Here is a 15,451-nt window from a genome sequence, read left to right as displayed (position 1 = left end):
TCTCAACTTGCTCAGACGCTTGTTGATCTTCCAGTGCAGGACCAAAACGATCCAATGCGGTTAGCTGTGAATAAGTCATTTCAGGGCGACGAAGAAGATCTTCACCACTCGCTTCACGAGACATTGGTGTTTTCAGAATTTGGTTCAGTTGATCAATATCTTCAGATTTTGGATTAATCCAAGTCTCTTTCAGACGTTGACGCTCTTTCTCCATGTTTTCCATCTTCTCGTTGAAACGAGCCCAACGAGCGTCATCAACAAGGCCAAGTTCACGCGACTTTTCAGTCAAGCGGATATCGGCGTTGTCTTCACGAAGCAGCAGACGGTATTCCGCGCGAGACGTAAACATGCGGTAAGGTTCTTTGGTACCCATGGTCGATAGGTCGTCAATAAGCACGCCCATGTAAGCTTGGTCACGACGTGGACTCCAGCCTTCTTTGCCTTGAGTAAACAAACTTGCATTCAGACCGGCCATCAAGCCTTGTGCAGCCGCTTCTTCATAGCCAGTGGTACCGTTGATTTGACCGGCAAAGAATAGACCTTTAATAAACTTAGTTTCGTAAGTCAGCTTAAGGTCGCGAGGATCAAAGAAATCGTACTCAATCGCATAGCCAGGGCGAACGATATGAGCATTTTCAAAGCCCTTCATCGAACGAACAATTTGAACCTGTACATCAAACGGCAGACTGGTAGAGATACCATTCGGGTATAGCTCGTGAGTCGTTAGACCTTCTGGCTCAATAAAAATTTGGTGACTGTTCTTGTCAGCAAAACGCATTACTTTGTCTTCAATCGAAGGACAGTAACGAGGGCCAATGCCTTCAATCACACCCGCGTACATAGGGCTGCGATCAAGGTTGGCACGAATTACGTCATGCGTATTTTCATTGGTATGCGTGATGTAACATGGAATCTGACGAGGTTGTTGAGCTCGGCTACCCATGAACGAGAAAACAGGCGTCGGGTTATCGCCGTGCTGAACCTCAAGCTCAGAAAAATCAACGCTACGTGCATCGATACGAGGAGGTGTACCTGTTTTCAGGCGATCAACTCGGAATGGAAGATCACGAAGACGGTCAGCCAGTGCGATCGATGGTGGATCACCAGCACGGCCACCTGAAGAACTTTCCATGCCAATATGGATCTTGCCGCCTAGGAATGTGCCCACAGTCAGAACCACAGCGCTTGCGCGGAACTTAAGGGCCATCTGCGTTACCACACCCACCACTTGATCCTGTTCAACGATCAAGTCATCAACCGACTGTTGGAACAAAGTTAGGTTTGGCGTGTTTTCAAGAACGTTACGAACAAAGGCTTTGTACAGTGCGCGGTCAGCTTGTGCACGAGTAGCACGAACCGCAGGGCCTTTTGATGCGTTCAATGTTCTGAACTGAATACCTGCATGATCAATAGCTTGCGCCATTAATCCACCCATTGCATCGACCTCTTTTACCAAGTGGCCCTTACCGATCCCGCCAATGGCTGGGTTACAAGACATTTGTCCTAGTGTATCGATATTATGAGTAAGTAATAACGTACTTTGACCAGTACGTGCAGATGCGAGTGCGGCTTCCGTTCCTGCATGGCCACCACCAACAACGATGACGTCAAATTTTTCGTGATAAAGCATGAACCGACCTCAGGTATTCAAACGTTTTCTAGATTGATAAAAAGGAGCGATATTCTACCTGTTTTCATAGCCTGAGAAAACGTTTTTGGGATTTTTCGAAAAAGCTGTTTTTAATTAATATAGATAAGATCTTTAAGGAGATCTTTTATTAGATCTATTATTAGGATCGAGGGTGTCTGTGGATAAGTCGAAAATGATCAACGAGATCATGGATCTTTTTTGGATCAAATGATGTGATCTAACTTTGATCAGGGTGAGGATTAGCTGGGATCAAAATGGCTACTTATTCACAGGAGGAAATTAGCCTAAAACTTATTATTTGGATAACTATAGGTTAATCACCGTATATGTATGATCTTATCCACAGCAGAAATTGAAAATAGATCGCTAATTTTCGATGTTTTTGAAAAAAAGTTATTCACAATCACGATGTTCAGAGAAAAAAAAGCGGCATAAGCCGCTTTTTGAGAGAGGAGAGAGGTTAAAACTGGTCGCTATGATCGTTAAACCAAGCTTCTGCTGCGTCTTCTGGTACCGGAGTTTCCAATACATCGATGGTAAAACAGTCAGAAATAGGCTGAGCACCGAGCTCTTTCATCTGGCTGTGGATTGATTTTCCCGCCAAACAGAAGGTATCGTAACTCGAATCACCAAGTGCCACGACAGCAAAGCGAACCTGGCTTAAATCTGGAGATTGCTGGGTCAATGCGTCGATAAACGGCTTAATATTATCTGGAAATTCACCCGCACCATGAGTTGAAGTCACCAGCAACCAAAAGCCTTGTTGGGGAATATCATCGAATTCAGGCTGATTATGAAGGGTGATCTCGTGGCCTTGCTCTTCAAGAAGATCATTAAGGTGATCGCCAACGTACTCTGCGCCACCTAAGGTGCTGCCTGTAATAATGTGGATCATTAAGCTGTCCTTACTAAAGAAAAAGGCCAGCATGAGCCGGCCTTTAAAGGTTATTTACCAATACAGAAAGAGGTGAAGATACGGCCGAGTAGGTCATCTGAACTGAACTCACCAGTAATCTCGTTAAGGTGTTGCTGCGTTATACGCAGTTCTTCTGCCAAGATTTCCCCTGCCATATAGCCTTCGAGCTGTTGCTGGCCAATATCTAGATGCTCAGATGCGCGTTCTAGGGCATCTAAGTGGCGACGACGTGCCATAAAGCCACCTTCATTACCACCAGCAAAGCCCATGCAATCTTTTAAATGATTACGCAGTGCATCAACGCCTTGTCCCGTCTTTGCTGATAGTCGAATCAGAGTTGGATCATTAACATGGCAAATCCCGAGATCTTCACCAGTTTGATCGGCTTTGTTACGAATCACGGTCATTCCGATGTTATTCGGCAGACGATCAACGAAATCTGGCCAGATATCTTTCGGGTCGGTTGCGTCAGTAGTGGTGCCATCGACCATAAATAAAACGCGATCGGCTTGAGCAATTTCTTCCCAAGCGCGTTCAATACCGATTTTTTCGACTTCATCCGAGGCTTCACGCAGGCCTGCGGTATCAATAATGTGCAGTGGCATACCATCAATATGGATATGTTCACGCAGTACATCACGGGTGGTACCAGCAATATCAGTCACAATCGCGGAGTCTTTACCCGATAATGCATTCAGTAAGCTCGACTTACCGGCATTAGGACGACCTGCAATCACCACCTTCATACCTTCACGCATGATGGCACCTTGATTGGCTTCTTGGCGAACCGCTTCGAGGTTGTCGATGATAGCTTGTAAGTCAGCACTTACTTTACCGTCAGCAAGGAAATCAATCTCTTCTTCTGGGAAGTCGATAGCGGCTTCAACATAGATGCGTAAGTGAATCAGAGAGTCCACCAGCGTATTAATGCGTTTTGAGAACTCACCTTGCAGCGATTGCAGGGCTGATTTCGCCGCTTCTTCTGAACTGGCATCAATGAGGTCGGCAATCGCTTCTGCTTGGGTTAAATCCATCTTGTCGTTCAAGAACGCACGCTCCGAGAACTCACCTGGGCGTGCTGCGCGTAGCCCTGGAATCGCGAGGATGCGCTTGATGAGCATATCCATTACCACAGGACCACCGTGGCCTTGTAGCTCTAATACGTCTTCACCGGTAAACGAGTGCGGGTTAGGAAAGTAGAGCGCGATGCCTTGGTCTAACTCTAAACCATCGTGAGATTTAAAGGGGGTGTACTCAGCGTAACGTGGTTTCAGTACTTTGCCGGTAACTTCAAGCGCAACTTGGGCTGCTTGTGGGCCTGAAACGCGAATAATACCGACGCCGCCACGGCCGGGTGCAGTCGCTTGAGCAACAATCGTATCTGTAGTCATAGTTGTGCCTGCTAGCATGTGAAAGCCAAAAAGGGGCGCTCACGATTAATCAATTAGCTGAATTGTAATCAGCTAAAAACAAAAAGGCGACCTTTTGGTCGCCTTTCTTTATCTCTTTCTATTATCGAACTTACTTAGAATGTAAGCCTTTCTTTTCCAGCGCGCGGTAGATAAGCGTTTGCTGAATCAGAGTTACGATGTTCGATACTAGCCAGTATAGAACCAGACCTGAAGGGAAGAACAGGAAGAAGAATGTGAACATAACCGGCATAAAGGTCATGATCTTCTGCTGCATTGGATCCGTTACAGTTGTCGGGCTCATCTTCTGGATTAGGAACATTGAAGCACCCATCAGAAGTGGCAAGATGTAGTATGGGTCTTGTGCTGAAAGGTCAGTAATCCAACCGAAGAACGGTGAGTGACGCAGTTCAACAGACTCCATTAATGCCCAGTATAGCGAAATGAAGATAGGCATTTGTAGAAGGATAGGTAAACAGCCACCTAGTGGGTTTACTTTCTCTTTCTTGTAAAGCTCCATCATTTCTTGGCTCATGCGTTGACGGTCGTCGCCAATACGCTCACGCATTGCAGTCAGCTTAGGCTGAAGCATACGCATTTTCGCCATAGACGTGTACTGAGCTTTCGTTAGTGGGTACATAGCACCACGAACGATAAAAGTTAGACAGATGATTGCCAGACCCCAGTTCACAACGATGCCTTGAATGAACGAAAGCAGAGTATGAAGTGGTTTAGCAATGAACCATAACCAACCGTAGTCAACTACTAGGTCTAGGTTTGGTGCAACAGCAGCCATTTGGTCTTGAAGTTTAGGACCAACCCAAAGCGTTGCTTTGAAGTTTGCTTCGTCGCCAGTAGCGATGGTTTTGTTCGGCATGCGAACACCGATGTCGCCAAGGTTACCAATGACACGAGTGTAAAGGTTGCTGCCTGCTTCGTCGCGTGGGATCCATGCACTTGCAAAGTAGTGCTGAATCATCGCTGCCCAACCTTGACCGTTTGCTAGGTTAAGAGACAGGTTGCGATCTTGCATGTCGTCGAAGCTGTATTTTTTGTAACGCGTATCTTCCGTAGAATAAGCACCACCACGGTAAGTTGGCATTGTTAGGCTACCGCCGTCATCCATTACGTTCTGACGTAGGTGAGCGTACATGCCGAATGTCGCGTTGTTACCAGAGTTGTTGACTACATCGTATTCAACATCCATTGCGTAGCTGCCACGCTTAAGGATGAATGTTTTCGTGTAATCAAGGCCGTTCGCTTGGTAAGTCATCGGGATGCGTAGTTCATCCTGACCATCAGCAAGCGTGAAGCTGTCTGCTGAAACCGTGTAGCTAGGGCGGTTTGTGCTGCTTAGGTCGATACCTTGAGGACCCACTAGACCGCTTTGAGCGATAAATTGGTGACCTGGTTCGTTCTTAAGAAGAACAAACGTATCTTCAGAATCGAACTCAGCAGAGTAATCGTTTAGGTTTGCTTTAACGACATCACCACCAACCGTATCAATTGACAGAGTCAGTACATCAGTTGTTACTGTGATAGTTTTAGCAGAAGCAACTTGACCAGGAGCCGGGTCTAGATCATCTGCATAAGATGGCGCTGGTAGGGTGCTGCCAGATTGTGCCTGCTCAACCGCTTGTGGTGCTGGATTCTGAGCTACGTTCCATTGTTGGAACAGTAGGAAAGAAACCAAAGCCAATGCGATTAACAGGATATTACGTTGAGAATCCATCGTTATTTATCTCTGTCTTGTTTTTGGACTGGTGGAACGGGGTCAAAGCCCCCTTCGTTCAAAGGATGGCATTTTAATAGACGTTTGCCTGATAACCAACACCCTTTTACAAAACCGTGAGCTTTCAACGCTTCTATCGCATATAAAGAGCAGGTTGGAGTAAATCGGCAGCGTGGGCCGATGAGTGGACTAATAAACCATCTATAAAAATAGATGGGTATTAGCGCTATCCACGCGAAGGGCGAGACAGGCGAAGCCATAATTTGTCGAGTAGCTTGAACATTTCTTCATTGCTTAAATCTTGCGCGCTCTTCTTAGCGATTACAACAAAATCTTTGTTAGGAAGTTTGTGTTGAGTGTTACGAAAGCTTTCACGAGTAAGACGCTTGAATCGGTTACGACCCACGGCGGTTTTAATCTGCTTTTTCGGAACGGCTAATCCAAGACGAGGATTTGAAAGAGAGTTATTTCGGGCAATGATGGTGAAATGAGGGGAGCCAGCTCGATGAGCTTGCTTGAAGACATTTTGATAATGTTCGGGAGTTAACAAGCGTAACTCCCGACCGAAGGCTAGCTTATTCAAAATAATCAAAGATTACTTAGAAAGACGCTTACGGCCTTTTGCACGACGTGCATTGATTGTTGCGCGACCGTTCTTAGTAGCCATGCGAGCACGGAAACCGTGAGTACGCTTACGCTTTAGAACTGTAGGTTGAAAAGTGCGTTTCATTGTAATTACCTTACTGATCAGTAGTTTTAGGTTTTTGTTAAACCCGGCGTGGGCATTTTTTCTCTTCTTTATATAAGAAAGGAAAACCGACGCCTCTCAACAAAGAGGCGGAATTGTAATCACTGTCACAAAAAGTGTCAATGATTGGGTTAACTAAAATTCCGGTCGGGGGATTATACGTAGAATAACTAAAATCACAAGGATCCTTAGTCGATCCCAACCTTATTTAAGAATTTTTTTAATTTAGGATCCTGTGGATTACCAAAAATATCCTGTGGAGATCCCTGCTCGACAATATGACCGTCAGCCATGAAGATCACTCGGTCTGCGACCTCTCTAGCGAACTGCATTTCATGGGTAACCACCAGCATGGTTTGATGCTGATTTGCCAGTTTTTTCATTAGGTTAAGCACTTCGCCAACCCACTCAGGATCGAGCGCTGAAGTCGGCTCATCAAACAGTAAAAGCTCGGGTTGTAGTGCCATTGCACGGCCAATACCCACCCGTTGTTGTTGGCCACCAGAGAGCGCGGCTGGGTAGCTATCACCTTTGTCTCCCAAGCCAATATCATCAAGTATTTGTTGTGCTTTTTCATGGGCTTGCTGCTTTTTCCAACCACGAACGGTAATTAAACCTTCAGCAATATTCTGTCTCGCGGTTTGGTGAGCGAACAGTGCATAGTTTTGGAACACAAAACCGGTCTTACGACGCAGTGCAAGCACCTCTGCCTTAGTGTGTTTCTGAGTATCAACCTTGATATCATCAATCGAAATCGTGCCTTGATCGGCTTGCTCTAGAAAATTCACACAACGCAGTAGGGTAGATTTACCCGTACCACTTGAACCTATGATGACAATTATCTCTCCTTGCTTGATTTCTAGGTCGATCCCTTTCAAAACTTCGGTGTCACCAAACTGCTTGTGGATATTTTGTAATTTGATCATCGTACATACGCCTTATTCAGTTTCACTTCGGCCCAAATTTGAATACGAGTGAGGATAACCACCACGCCCCAGTAAATCAGCGCTACCGCTAAGAAAGCCTCGAAGAAGCGGAAACTTGAAGAAGCCTCCATCTGAGCTTTAGCCATGATTTCGGCGACACCTAAGGTGAAAGCAAGTGAAGTCGATTTGATCATGTCGATGAAGTAGTTCATCAATGACGGCAGTGCCACGCGAGTTGCTTGCGGCAAGATCACTCGGCGCATCGCTTGGCTGGTTGTCATACCGACCGAAAGGCTGGCTTCCATCTGGCTGCGATCAATACCGATAATCGCGGCACGAATACTTTCTGCCATATACGCGGCAAAGTGCAGGGTTAAGCCAATCACAGCGGCGCTGAAGGCATCCAACCCAACCATCCACGGGAAGACTTGTGGTAAGCCGTAATAAAGGAGGAACAGCTGCACCAACAGTGGGGTGCCTCGGAAGAAGCTAATGTACAGCTGGCTCAGTTGGTCGAGTACTGGGATTTTGAATACACGAATATTCGCCAGTATCAGAGACAGAATTAGAGCAAAGAACAAGCCCCAAGTCGCCATCTCCATCGTGGTGCCTAAATACTTCAGTAGTATCGGCAACAGCTCTAGCATGTAATTAAAGTCAAATCCCATAATCTATCTCGTATTTTTTATTGGCAGTGTTGTTCTATATGTAAGTACTGTTCTATCAGATTTTTTAATCAGTGCACAAAAGCAAAAAGCCCACCGCTGTATAAAGCAGTGGGCCTTGAATGGAGAAAGTGAGTAATTACTTCTGAGTAATGTCCGCACCAAACCATTTCTGAGAGATACTTTCTAGCGTACCATCTGCGCGCATTGCTGCTAATGCTTCATTTACTTCTGCTTGCAGTTTTTTGCCGTTATCGTTGTCCACGAAAGGCCAAGCGTTTTCAATGGTTTCGAATGGCTGACCCGCCAGTTGTAATGGTAGACCAGTCTTCTTGATAAGCTCTAGTGCTGATAGGCGATCCATTACGAATGCATCCGCACGACCCAGTGCCACATCATGTTCAATACCTGTATCGTAGGTTTTTACATTGATCTTGCCATCTTTATCGTAGCTGCGAAGCAGTTGTTCAAAGTTTGAGCCTAGGTTTACCGCAACCGTCTTACCATCAAGGTCTTCGATGCCTTTAATGCTGTCATTACCTTTACGAACGGTAATTTGTGCGCCGTCTACTACGTATGGGTCTGCGAATAGGTATTTCGCTTTACGTGCATCCGTCATTGTAATTTGGTTTGAAATGGTATCGATGCGACCCGTTTCAAGAAGACCAAACAGACCAGAGAAGTTTGCCGTTACGTATTCAACCTTGTAATCGTTACGCTTACCGATCTCATCCCATAAATCCACTTCAAAACCCTGTAGTTGGTCTTGTTTAACGAACGTAAATGGGAAATAGCGACCAGACATGCCGACTTTAACTTCAGTCGCAGCTTGAACAGTAGCAGCAGAGAGTGCGATAGCCGCAATTGCAGCCTTAATCCAGTTATTCATTTGGTAACTCCTTATATTTATGGGTTTGGATGTTACTGGGAAAATGCTCACTAGAATAAATAACCAGATGTTATTAACCATAACCAGATTGAATTCCCGATTTGGGGATAACTAGCAAGGATCCGGGCATAAGTGGATCATTGTGTGAGTAAATTAGGGGCAAGATGTGTGGATCCACCGATAAATTACAAATTTATTGTGAATAACTTGGATCTTATTCACTGGATCTGTGATCAATTGCTGGTGATCTGACTTATCAACAGGTAAAATTAGCGGTCATTTCATATTACTTTAAATAGAGTGAGGGCACCGTGTCATCTTCGCTTTGGTTGCAGTGTTTGCAACAGCTTCAAGAAGAGTTACCAGCTACAGAATTCAGTATGTGGGTTCGTCCGTTACAAGCGGAACTCAATGACAATACTCTAACTCTATTTGCACCGAACCGTTTCGTACTCGATTGGGTTCGTGATAAGTATCTAAATAGCATTAACCGTCTACTGCAAGAATATTGCGGTAACGATATCCCACATCTTCATTTTGAAGTGGGAAGCAAGCGTGTGATTGCACCAAAGCCAGCGACACCGGCACCGACTCAGACTCGTACTGCAGCTGATGTGGCCGCTGAGTCATCAGCACCTGCGCAATTACAAGCTCGCAAGCCTGTCCATAATATCTGGCGTGATGAAGAGCCTGTCGCGGTTGACTTGAATCACCGCTCAAACGTGAACCCAAAACATAAGTTCAATAACTTTGTTGAAGGTAAGTCGAACCAACTGGGTTTGGCTGCGGCACGTCAGGTTTCTGATAATCCAGGTACAGCCTACAACCCGTTGTTCCTATACGGCGGCACTGGTTTAGGTAAAACACACTTGTTGCATGCGGTGGGTAACGCCATTGTTGATAATAAGCCGAATGCGAAAGTGGTTTACATGCACTCAGAGCGTTTTGTTCAGGATATGGTAAAGGCCCTGCAAAACAACGCGATCGAAGAATTTAAGCGCTACTACCGTAGCGTTGATGCATTGCTTATCGATGACATCCAATTCTTTGCTAATAAAGAGCGTTCTCAAGAAGAGTTCTTTCATACCTTTAACGCGCTGCTTGAAGGTAACCAACAGATCATCCTAACGTCTGACCGTTATCCAAAAGAGATCAACGGGGTAGAGGATCGTCTTAAATCTCGCTTCGGCTGGGGTTTGACGGTTGCGATTGAGCCACCAGAGCTTGAGACTCGTGTTGCGATCTTAATGAAGAAAGCAGAAGACCACCAAATTCACCTTGCGGATGAAGTAGCGTTCTTTATTGCGAAGCGTCTACGCTCTAACGTTCGTGAGCTGGAAGGCGCATTGAACCGTGTTATTGCGAATGCAAACTTCACTGGCCGCCCGATCACGATCGACTTCGTGCGTGAAGCACTGCGTGACCTACTTGCACTGCAAGAAAAACTGGTCACTATTGATAACATTCAAAAGACAGTAGCCGAGTACTACAAAATCAAAGTCGCTGATCTATTGTCTAAGCGTCGTTCTCGTTCTGTTGCTCGTCCACGTCAATTGGCGATGGCACTGGCGAAAGAGCTAACAAACCACAGCTTGCCTGAGATTGGCGATGCATTCGGTGGTCGTGACCACACGACGGTACTGCATGCTTGTCGTAAGATTGCTCAGCTGCGTGAAGAGAGCCACGACATTAAAGAAGATTATTCGAACTTGATTCGTACCCTTTCTTCTTAATACACAGTATTCTTAACCTTAATAAGCAGAATCTTGGCCACGTACTATTACGCAGTGCCATTTAGACCGTAAGAGCAAGATATGAAATTTACCATTGAACGTAGTCATCTGATTAAGCCATTACAACAAGTATCTGGCGCACTCGGTGGCAGGCCAACGCTTCCAATTCTAGGAAACCTACTGATTAAAGTAGAAGATAACGTGTTGTCGATGACAGCGACGGATCTAGAAGTTGAACTGATCAGCCGTGTAACGCTTGAAGGTGATTTCGAAGCGGGCAGCATTACCGTACCTTCACGTAAATTCCTAGATATCTGCCGTGGATTGCCAGATAACTCAGTGATCACTGTGGTATCGGATGGTGACCGTATTCAGGTTCGCTCTGGTCGTAGTCGCTTCTCATTAGCAACATTACCTGCGGCAGATTTTCCAAATATTGAAGACTGGAGCAGTGAAGTTGAAGTGTCAGTGACACAAGCTGAACTTCGCGGTCTTATCGAGAAAACACAATTCTCAATGGCGAACCAAGATGTTCGTTATTACCTCAACGGTATGTTGTTTGAGATTGAAGGCTCTATCCTGCGCAGCGTAGCGACCGATGGTCACCGTATGGCAGTATCTCAAGCACAACTGGGTGCCGATTTTGCTCAGAAGCAGATCATTGTTCCTCGTAAAGGTGTTCAAGAGCTAGTGAAGCTATTGGATGCACCTGAACAGCCAGTAACACTGCAAATTGGTAACTCTAACGTGCGTGCTGAAGTGAACAACTATGTCTTCACTTCTAAGCTGGTTGATGGTCGTTTCCCTGATTATCGCCGCGTAATGCCGCAAAATACCACCAAGACACTTGAAGCTGGCTGTGATGAATTACGTTCAGCATTTTCTCGTGCTGCGATTCTATCGAATGAAAAATTCCGTGGTGTTCGCGTTAACCTTGCGGATAGCGAGATGCGTATTACCGCGAACAACCCAGAGCAAGAAGAAGCAGAAGAAGTACTCGATGTTAACTTCGACGGTGATGCGCTAGAGATTGGCTTCAATGTAAGCTACGTATTGGATGTTCTGAACACACTGCGTTGTGAACAGGTTCGTATCTCAATGTCAGACGCCAATGCGAGTGCTCTTATTGAGAACGCACAAGATGACAGCGCGATGTACGTTGTTATGCCAATTCGCTTATAAGCTGCCCTATGTTGACCTACCGAGTCGTGATTGAAGATTAATATGAAGACGTTATGCCTTTATCGCGCTTAATCGTTAAGCAGTTTAGAAATATTGAAGCCTGTGACATTCAACCGTCATCAGGCTTTAACTTTCTTATAGGGGCTAACGGAAGCGGCAAAACCAGTGTCCTTGAAGCGGTGTATCTGCTCGGACATGGTCGCTCATTCAAGAGTTCACTTACCGGTCGTATCATACAAAACGAGTGTAGTGAGCTGTTTGTACATGGCCGTTTTATGACCTCGGATCAATTTGAGCTGCCAATTGGCATTAATAAGCAGCGCGATGGCACGACAGAGGTTAAAATAAGCGGTCAAACTGGGCAAAAGTTGGCTCAGTTAGCTCAAGTCTTACCTTTGCAGTTGATTCACCCTGAAGGGTTTGATTTACTAACCGATGGACCTAAGCATCGCCGAGCATTCATTGACTGGGGAGTCTTCCACAGTGAGTCGGGCTTTTATGATGCGTGGGGCAGGGTAAAGCGCCTCAATAAGCAGCGAAACGCCTTATTGAAAACGGCAACGCACTATCGAGAGCTGAGCTATTGGGACCAAGAATTGGCCCGTTTAGCTGAAAGCATCAGTCAGTGGCGTGCCACCTACGTTGATCAGCTCAAAGAAGTCGCCGAAGAAATCTGTGCGACCTTCCTTCCTGAGTTTGAGATAAAGATTAACTACTATCGTGGCTGGGACAAAGACACCCCATACGCCGAGATATTAGAAAAGAATTTTGAAAGGGATCAGCAGCTTGGTTACACCTTTAGTGGGCCAAACAAAGCGGATCTGAAGATAAAAGTGAACGGCACTCCAGTGGAAGATGTCTTGTCACGAGGTCAATTGAAGTTGATGGTGTGCGCGCTACGAGTAGCACAAGGGCAACACCTCACTCAAATGACAGGTAAGCAGTGTATCTATTTGATAGATGACTTCGCTTCCGAATTAGATAGCCAACGCCGAGCACGTCTTGCTGAGTGTTTAAAGGCGACCCAGGCTCAAGTTTTTGTAAGCTCTATTACCGCTGATCAGATTGCAGATATGCATGACGAAAATAGCAGGATGTTTCATGTGGAACATGGCAAAATAGAGCAAGGATAATTAGTCAGAGAGTAACTATGTCAGATAATTACGATTCATCGAGTATTAAAGTACTGAAGGGTCTGGATGCGGTACGTAAGCGTCCTGGAATGTACATTGGCGACACGGATGATGGTACCGGTCTGCACCACATGGTTTTTGAGGTGGTAGATAACTCTATTGATGAAGCGCTAGCTGGTCACTGTAATGACATCATTGTAACTATCCACGAAGATAGTTCTGTGTCTGTGAGCGATGACGGCCGTGGTATTCCAACAGAATTGCACCCAGAAGAAAACGTATCAGCAGCAGAAGTAATCATGACGGTTCTTCACGCTGGTGGTAAGTTCGATGATAACTCGTACAAGGTATCTGGTGGTCTGCACGGTGTTGGTGTTTCAGTAGTTAACGCACTTTCTAAGCAAGTTACTCTTACTATCCACCGCGGTGGCAAAATCCACACTCAAACCTACAGCCACGGTGAGCCTCAAGCGCCACTAGCGGTTATCGGTGACACGGATAAAACAGGTACAGAGATTCGTTTCTGGCCGAGTGAAGAAACCTTCACTAACATCGAGTTCCATTACGACATTTTAGCTAAGCGTCTACGTGAGCTATCATTCTTGAACTCAGGTGTATCAATTAAGCTAATTGATGAGCGCGAAGAAGACAAAATGGATCACTTCGAATACGAAGGCGGTATCCAAGCGTTTGTTGAACACCTTAATACGAACAAAACGCCAATCATCCAAAAAATCTTCCACTTTAACTCTGAGCGCGAAGACGGTATTACCGTTGAAGTTGCGATGCAGTGGAATGACGGCTACCAAGAAAACATCTACTGTTTCACCAACAACATCCCTCAACGCGATGGTGGTGCTCACTTAGCAGGTTTCCGTGCGGCGCTAACGCGTACTCTGAACAGCTTCATGGACAAGGAAGGCTTCTCTAAGAAAGCGAAGACTGCGACCTCTGGTGATGATGCTCGTGAAGGTCTGACGGCGATTGTTTCTGTTAAAGTGCCTGATCCTAAGTTCTCAAGCCAAACTAAAGATAAGCTGGTTTCTTCAGAAGTGAAGTCTGCCGTTGAATCTACAATGGGTGAGAAGTTGTCTGAGTTCCTGATTGAGAACCCAGGTGAAGCGAAAACAGTTTGTTCTAAAATTATTGATGCAGCACGTGCTCGTGATGCAGCGCGTAAAGCTCGTGAAATGACTCGTCGTAAAGGCGCATTAGATTTAGCGGGTCTTCCAGGTAAACTTGCTGACTGTCAGGAAAAAGATCCTGCACTGTCTGAACTATATATTGTGGAAGGAGACTCTGCTGGCGGTTCAGCTAAGCAGGGGCGCAACCGTAAGAACCAAGCAATCCTACCGCTAAAAGGTAAAATCCTTAACGTAGAGAAAGCACGTTTCGATAAAATGCTGTCTTCTCAAGAAGTAGCAACGCTAATCACAGCTCTTGGTTGTGGTATTGGCCGTGACGAATACAACCCAGATAAATTGCGTTACCACAACATCATCATCATGACCGATGCCGATGTCGATGGTTCTCACATCCGTACTCTGCTACTGACGTTCTTCTACCGTCAAATGCCAGAGCTGATTGAACGTGGTTACATCTATATTGCTCAACCGCCACTTTACAAAGTGAAGAAAGGTAAGCAAGAGCAGTACATTAAAGATGAAGATGCGATGAACCAGTATCAAGTATCTTTGGCTTTAGACAATGCAGAACTGCACGTAAACCCTGAAGCGCCAGCATTTGCAGGTGAAGGTTTAGAGAAGCTTGTTCAGCAATACAATGCAGGCATCAAGCTTGTTGATCGTATGAGCCGCCGTTACCCACGCGCATTGGTTCACGAACTGATTTACGTTCCTCGTCTAACGGCTGAACAGTGTCATGATGACGCGGCAGTTGAAGCTTGGGGTAAGCAGCTTGTTGAACAGCTAAACGCGAAAGAAGTAGGTGCAAGCCAATACAGCCTTGAAGTTGAAAAACACGAAGAGCTAGGCTTAAGCGTTCCTAAGATTGTGGTTCGTACTCATGGTGTGACTCATGAACACGTACTGAGCATCGATCTTATTAACTCTAAAGAGTTTGGTAAGCTAGCGGATCTTTCTGAAGCTCTTGATGGCTTGATTGAAGAAGGCGCTTACATTAAGCGTGGCGAGCGTACTCAAGAAGTTTCTAGCTTCGTTGATGCTCTGAACTGGTTAGTGAAAGAGTCTCGTCGTGGTCTAAGCCTACAGCGATACAAAGGTCTAGGTGAGATGAACCCGGATCAACTTTGGGAAACCACAATGGATCCTGAAACTCGCCGTATGATGCAAGTAACTATTGAAGATGCTGTTGGTGCTGATCTGTTGTTTACGACGCTAATGGGTGACCAAGTTGAACCTCGTCGTAACTTCATCGAAGAGAACGCATTGAAGGTTGCTAACCTTGATGTATAGATTTCTTTAGTACTAAAGAAACTCAAAACCAT

The 15,451-nt window shown here is 45.6% G+C and carries 14 protein-coding genes; 4 read left to right on the top strand and 10 right to left on the bottom strand.

Going from position 1 to position 15,451, the window contains the following annotated elements:
* The 10 genes from mnmG to IQQ51_RS01825 form a co-directional block, all read right to left on the bottom strand.
* A partial coding sequence (gene mnmG, locus IQQ51_RS01870; RefSeq protein ID WP_228012640.1) for a tRNA uridine-5-carboxymethylaminomethyl(34) synthesis enzyme MnmG occupies positions 1–1,630 on the bottom strand: 1,630 nt, incomplete at its 3' end.
* Between the two features lie 481 nt (positions 1,631–2,111).
* The gene (gene mioC / locus IQQ51_RS01865; protein WP_048611234.1) at positions 2,112–2,546 is read right to left on the bottom strand and encodes an FMN-binding protein MioC; all 435 of its coding nucleotides are present in this window, start codon (positions 2,544–2,546) and stop codon (positions 2,112–2,114) included.
* Between the two features lie 50 nt (positions 2,547–2,596).
* Positions 2,597–3,958, bottom strand: coding sequence for a tRNA uridine-5-carboxymethylaminomethyl(34) synthesis GTPase MnmE (mnmE, locus tag IQQ51_RS01860; RefSeq protein WP_029235098.1), 1,362 nt, complete (start codon positions 3,956–3,958; stop codon positions 2,597–2,599).
* A 130-nt stretch (positions 3,959–4,088) separates the two neighbouring features.
* Positions 4,089–5,708, bottom strand: a complete 1,620-nt coding sequence (gene yidC, locus IQQ51_RS01855; RefSeq protein ID WP_048611236.1) for a membrane protein insertase YidC — start codon at positions 5,706–5,708, stop codon at positions 4,089–4,091.
* A 2-nt stretch (positions 5,709–5,710) separates the two neighbouring features.
* The gene (gene yidD / locus IQQ51_RS01850) at positions 5,711–5,968 is read right to left on the bottom strand and encodes a membrane protein insertion efficiency factor YidD (protein WP_004735802.1); all 258 of its coding nucleotides are present in this window, start codon (positions 5,966–5,968) and stop codon (positions 5,711–5,713) included.
* On the bottom strand, positions 5,935–6,258 hold the full coding sequence (gene rnpA / locus IQQ51_RS01845) for a ribonuclease P protein component (RefSeq protein ID WP_017055478.1): 324 nt from the start codon (positions 6,256–6,258) through the stop codon (positions 5,935–5,937). Before rnpA ends, yidD begins: the two co-directional genes overlap by 34 nt.
* A gap of 45 nt (positions 6,259–6,303) precedes the next feature.
* The gene (rpmH, locus tag IQQ51_RS01840; protein WP_004735800.1) at positions 6,304–6,438 is read right to left on the bottom strand and encodes a 50S ribosomal protein L34; all 135 of its coding nucleotides are present in this window, start codon (positions 6,436–6,438) and stop codon (positions 6,304–6,306) included.
* 206 nt (positions 6,439–6,644) lie between these two features.
* The gene (locus tag IQQ51_RS01835) at positions 6,645–7,382 is read right to left on the bottom strand and encodes an amino acid ABC transporter ATP-binding protein (RefSeq protein WP_048610829.1); all 738 of its coding nucleotides are present in this window, start codon (positions 7,380–7,382) and stop codon (positions 6,645–6,647) included.
* On the bottom strand, positions 7,379–8,050 hold the full coding sequence (locus tag IQQ51_RS01830; protein ID WP_009848134.1) for an amino acid ABC transporter permease: 672 nt from the start codon (positions 8,048–8,050) through the stop codon (positions 7,379–7,381). Before IQQ51_RS01830 ends, IQQ51_RS01835 begins: the two co-directional genes overlap by 4 nt.
* A gap of 136 nt (positions 8,051–8,186) precedes the next feature.
* Complete coding sequence (locus tag IQQ51_RS01825; RefSeq protein ID WP_009848135.1) at positions 8,187–8,936, bottom strand: amino acid ABC transporter substrate-binding protein; 750 nt, start codon at positions 8,934–8,936, stop codon at positions 8,187–8,189.
* A gap of 311 nt (positions 8,937–9,247) precedes the next feature.
* On the opposite strand from IQQ51_RS01825, the gene dnaA reads away from it, so the two are divergent.
* The 4 genes from dnaA (at position 9,248) to gyrB (ending at position 15,419) form a co-directional block, all read left to right on the top strand.
* Positions 9,248–10,669: a chromosomal replication initiator protein DnaA gene (gene dnaA / locus IQQ51_RS01820; RefSeq protein WP_019825569.1), complete on the top strand. Its 1,422-nt coding sequence runs from the start codon at positions 9,248–9,250 to the stop codon at positions 10,667–10,669.
* A gap of 81 nt (positions 10,670–10,750) precedes the next feature.
* The gene (dnaN, locus tag IQQ51_RS01815) at positions 10,751–11,851 is read left to right on the top strand and encodes a DNA polymerase III subunit beta (protein WP_193840196.1); all 1,101 of its coding nucleotides are present in this window, start codon (positions 10,751–10,753) and stop codon (positions 11,849–11,851) included.
* A gap of 53 nt (positions 11,852–11,904) precedes the next feature.
* Positions 11,905–12,984: a DNA replication/repair protein RecF gene (recF, locus tag IQQ51_RS01810; protein WP_019825571.1), complete on the top strand. Its 1,080-nt coding sequence runs from the start codon at positions 11,905–11,907 to the stop codon at positions 12,982–12,984.
* Between the two features lie 17 nt (positions 12,985–13,001).
* Positions 13,002–15,419, top strand: a complete 2,418-nt coding sequence (gyrB, locus tag IQQ51_RS01805) for a DNA topoisomerase (ATP-hydrolyzing) subunit B (protein WP_048611241.1) — start codon at positions 13,002–13,004, stop codon at positions 15,417–15,419.
* The last annotated feature ends 32 nt before the right edge of the window (positions 15,420–15,451 follow it).

The organism is Vibrio sp. OPT18, from assembly GCF_015163615.1.
Taxonomy (GTDB): domain Bacteria; phylum Pseudomonadota; class Gammaproteobacteria; order Enterobacterales; family Vibrionaceae; genus Vibrio; species Vibrio coralliirubri.
This window is presented reverse-complemented; position numbering and strand designations above follow the sequence as displayed.

Coding starts and splice junctions, on each gene's coding strand:
- IQQ51_RS01825 (WP_009848135.1), bottom strand. CDS start 8,936: ATGAATAACTGGATTAAGGCTGCAATTGCGGCTATCGCACTCTCTGCT.
- rpmH (WP_004735800.1), bottom strand. CDS start 6,438: ATGAAACGCACTTTTCAACCTACAGTTCTAAAGCGTAAGCGTACTCAC.
- yidD (WP_004735802.1), bottom strand. CDS start 5,968: ATGGCTTCGCCTGTCTCGCCCTTCGCGTGGATAGCGCTAATACCCATC.
- mioC (WP_048611234.1), bottom strand. CDS start 2,546: ATGATCCACATTATTACAGGCAGCACCTTAGGTGGCGCAGAGTACGTT.
- yidC (WP_048611236.1), bottom strand. CDS start 5,708: ATGGATTCTCAACGTAATATCCTGTTAATCGCATTGGCTTTGGTTTCT.
- recF (WP_019825571.1), top strand. CDS start 11,905: ATGCCTTTATCGCGCTTAATCGTTAAGCAGTTTAGAAATATTGAAGCC.
- dnaN (WP_193840196.1), top strand. CDS start 10,751: ATGAAATTTACCATTGAACGTAGTCATCTGATTAAGCCATTACAACAA.
- mnmE (WP_029235098.1), bottom strand. CDS start 3,958: ATGACTACAGATACGATTGTTGCTCAAGCGACTGCACCCGGCCGTGGC.
- IQQ51_RS01830 (WP_009848134.1), bottom strand. CDS start 8,050: ATGGGATTTGACTTTAATTACATGCTAGAGCTGTTGCCGATACTACTG.
- gyrB (WP_048611241.1), top strand. CDS start 13,002: ATGTCAGATAATTACGATTCATCGAGTATTAAAGTACTGAAGGGTCTG.
- IQQ51_RS01835 (WP_048610829.1), bottom strand. CDS start 7,382: ATGATCAAATTACAAAATATCCACAAGCAGTTTGGTGACACCGAAGTT.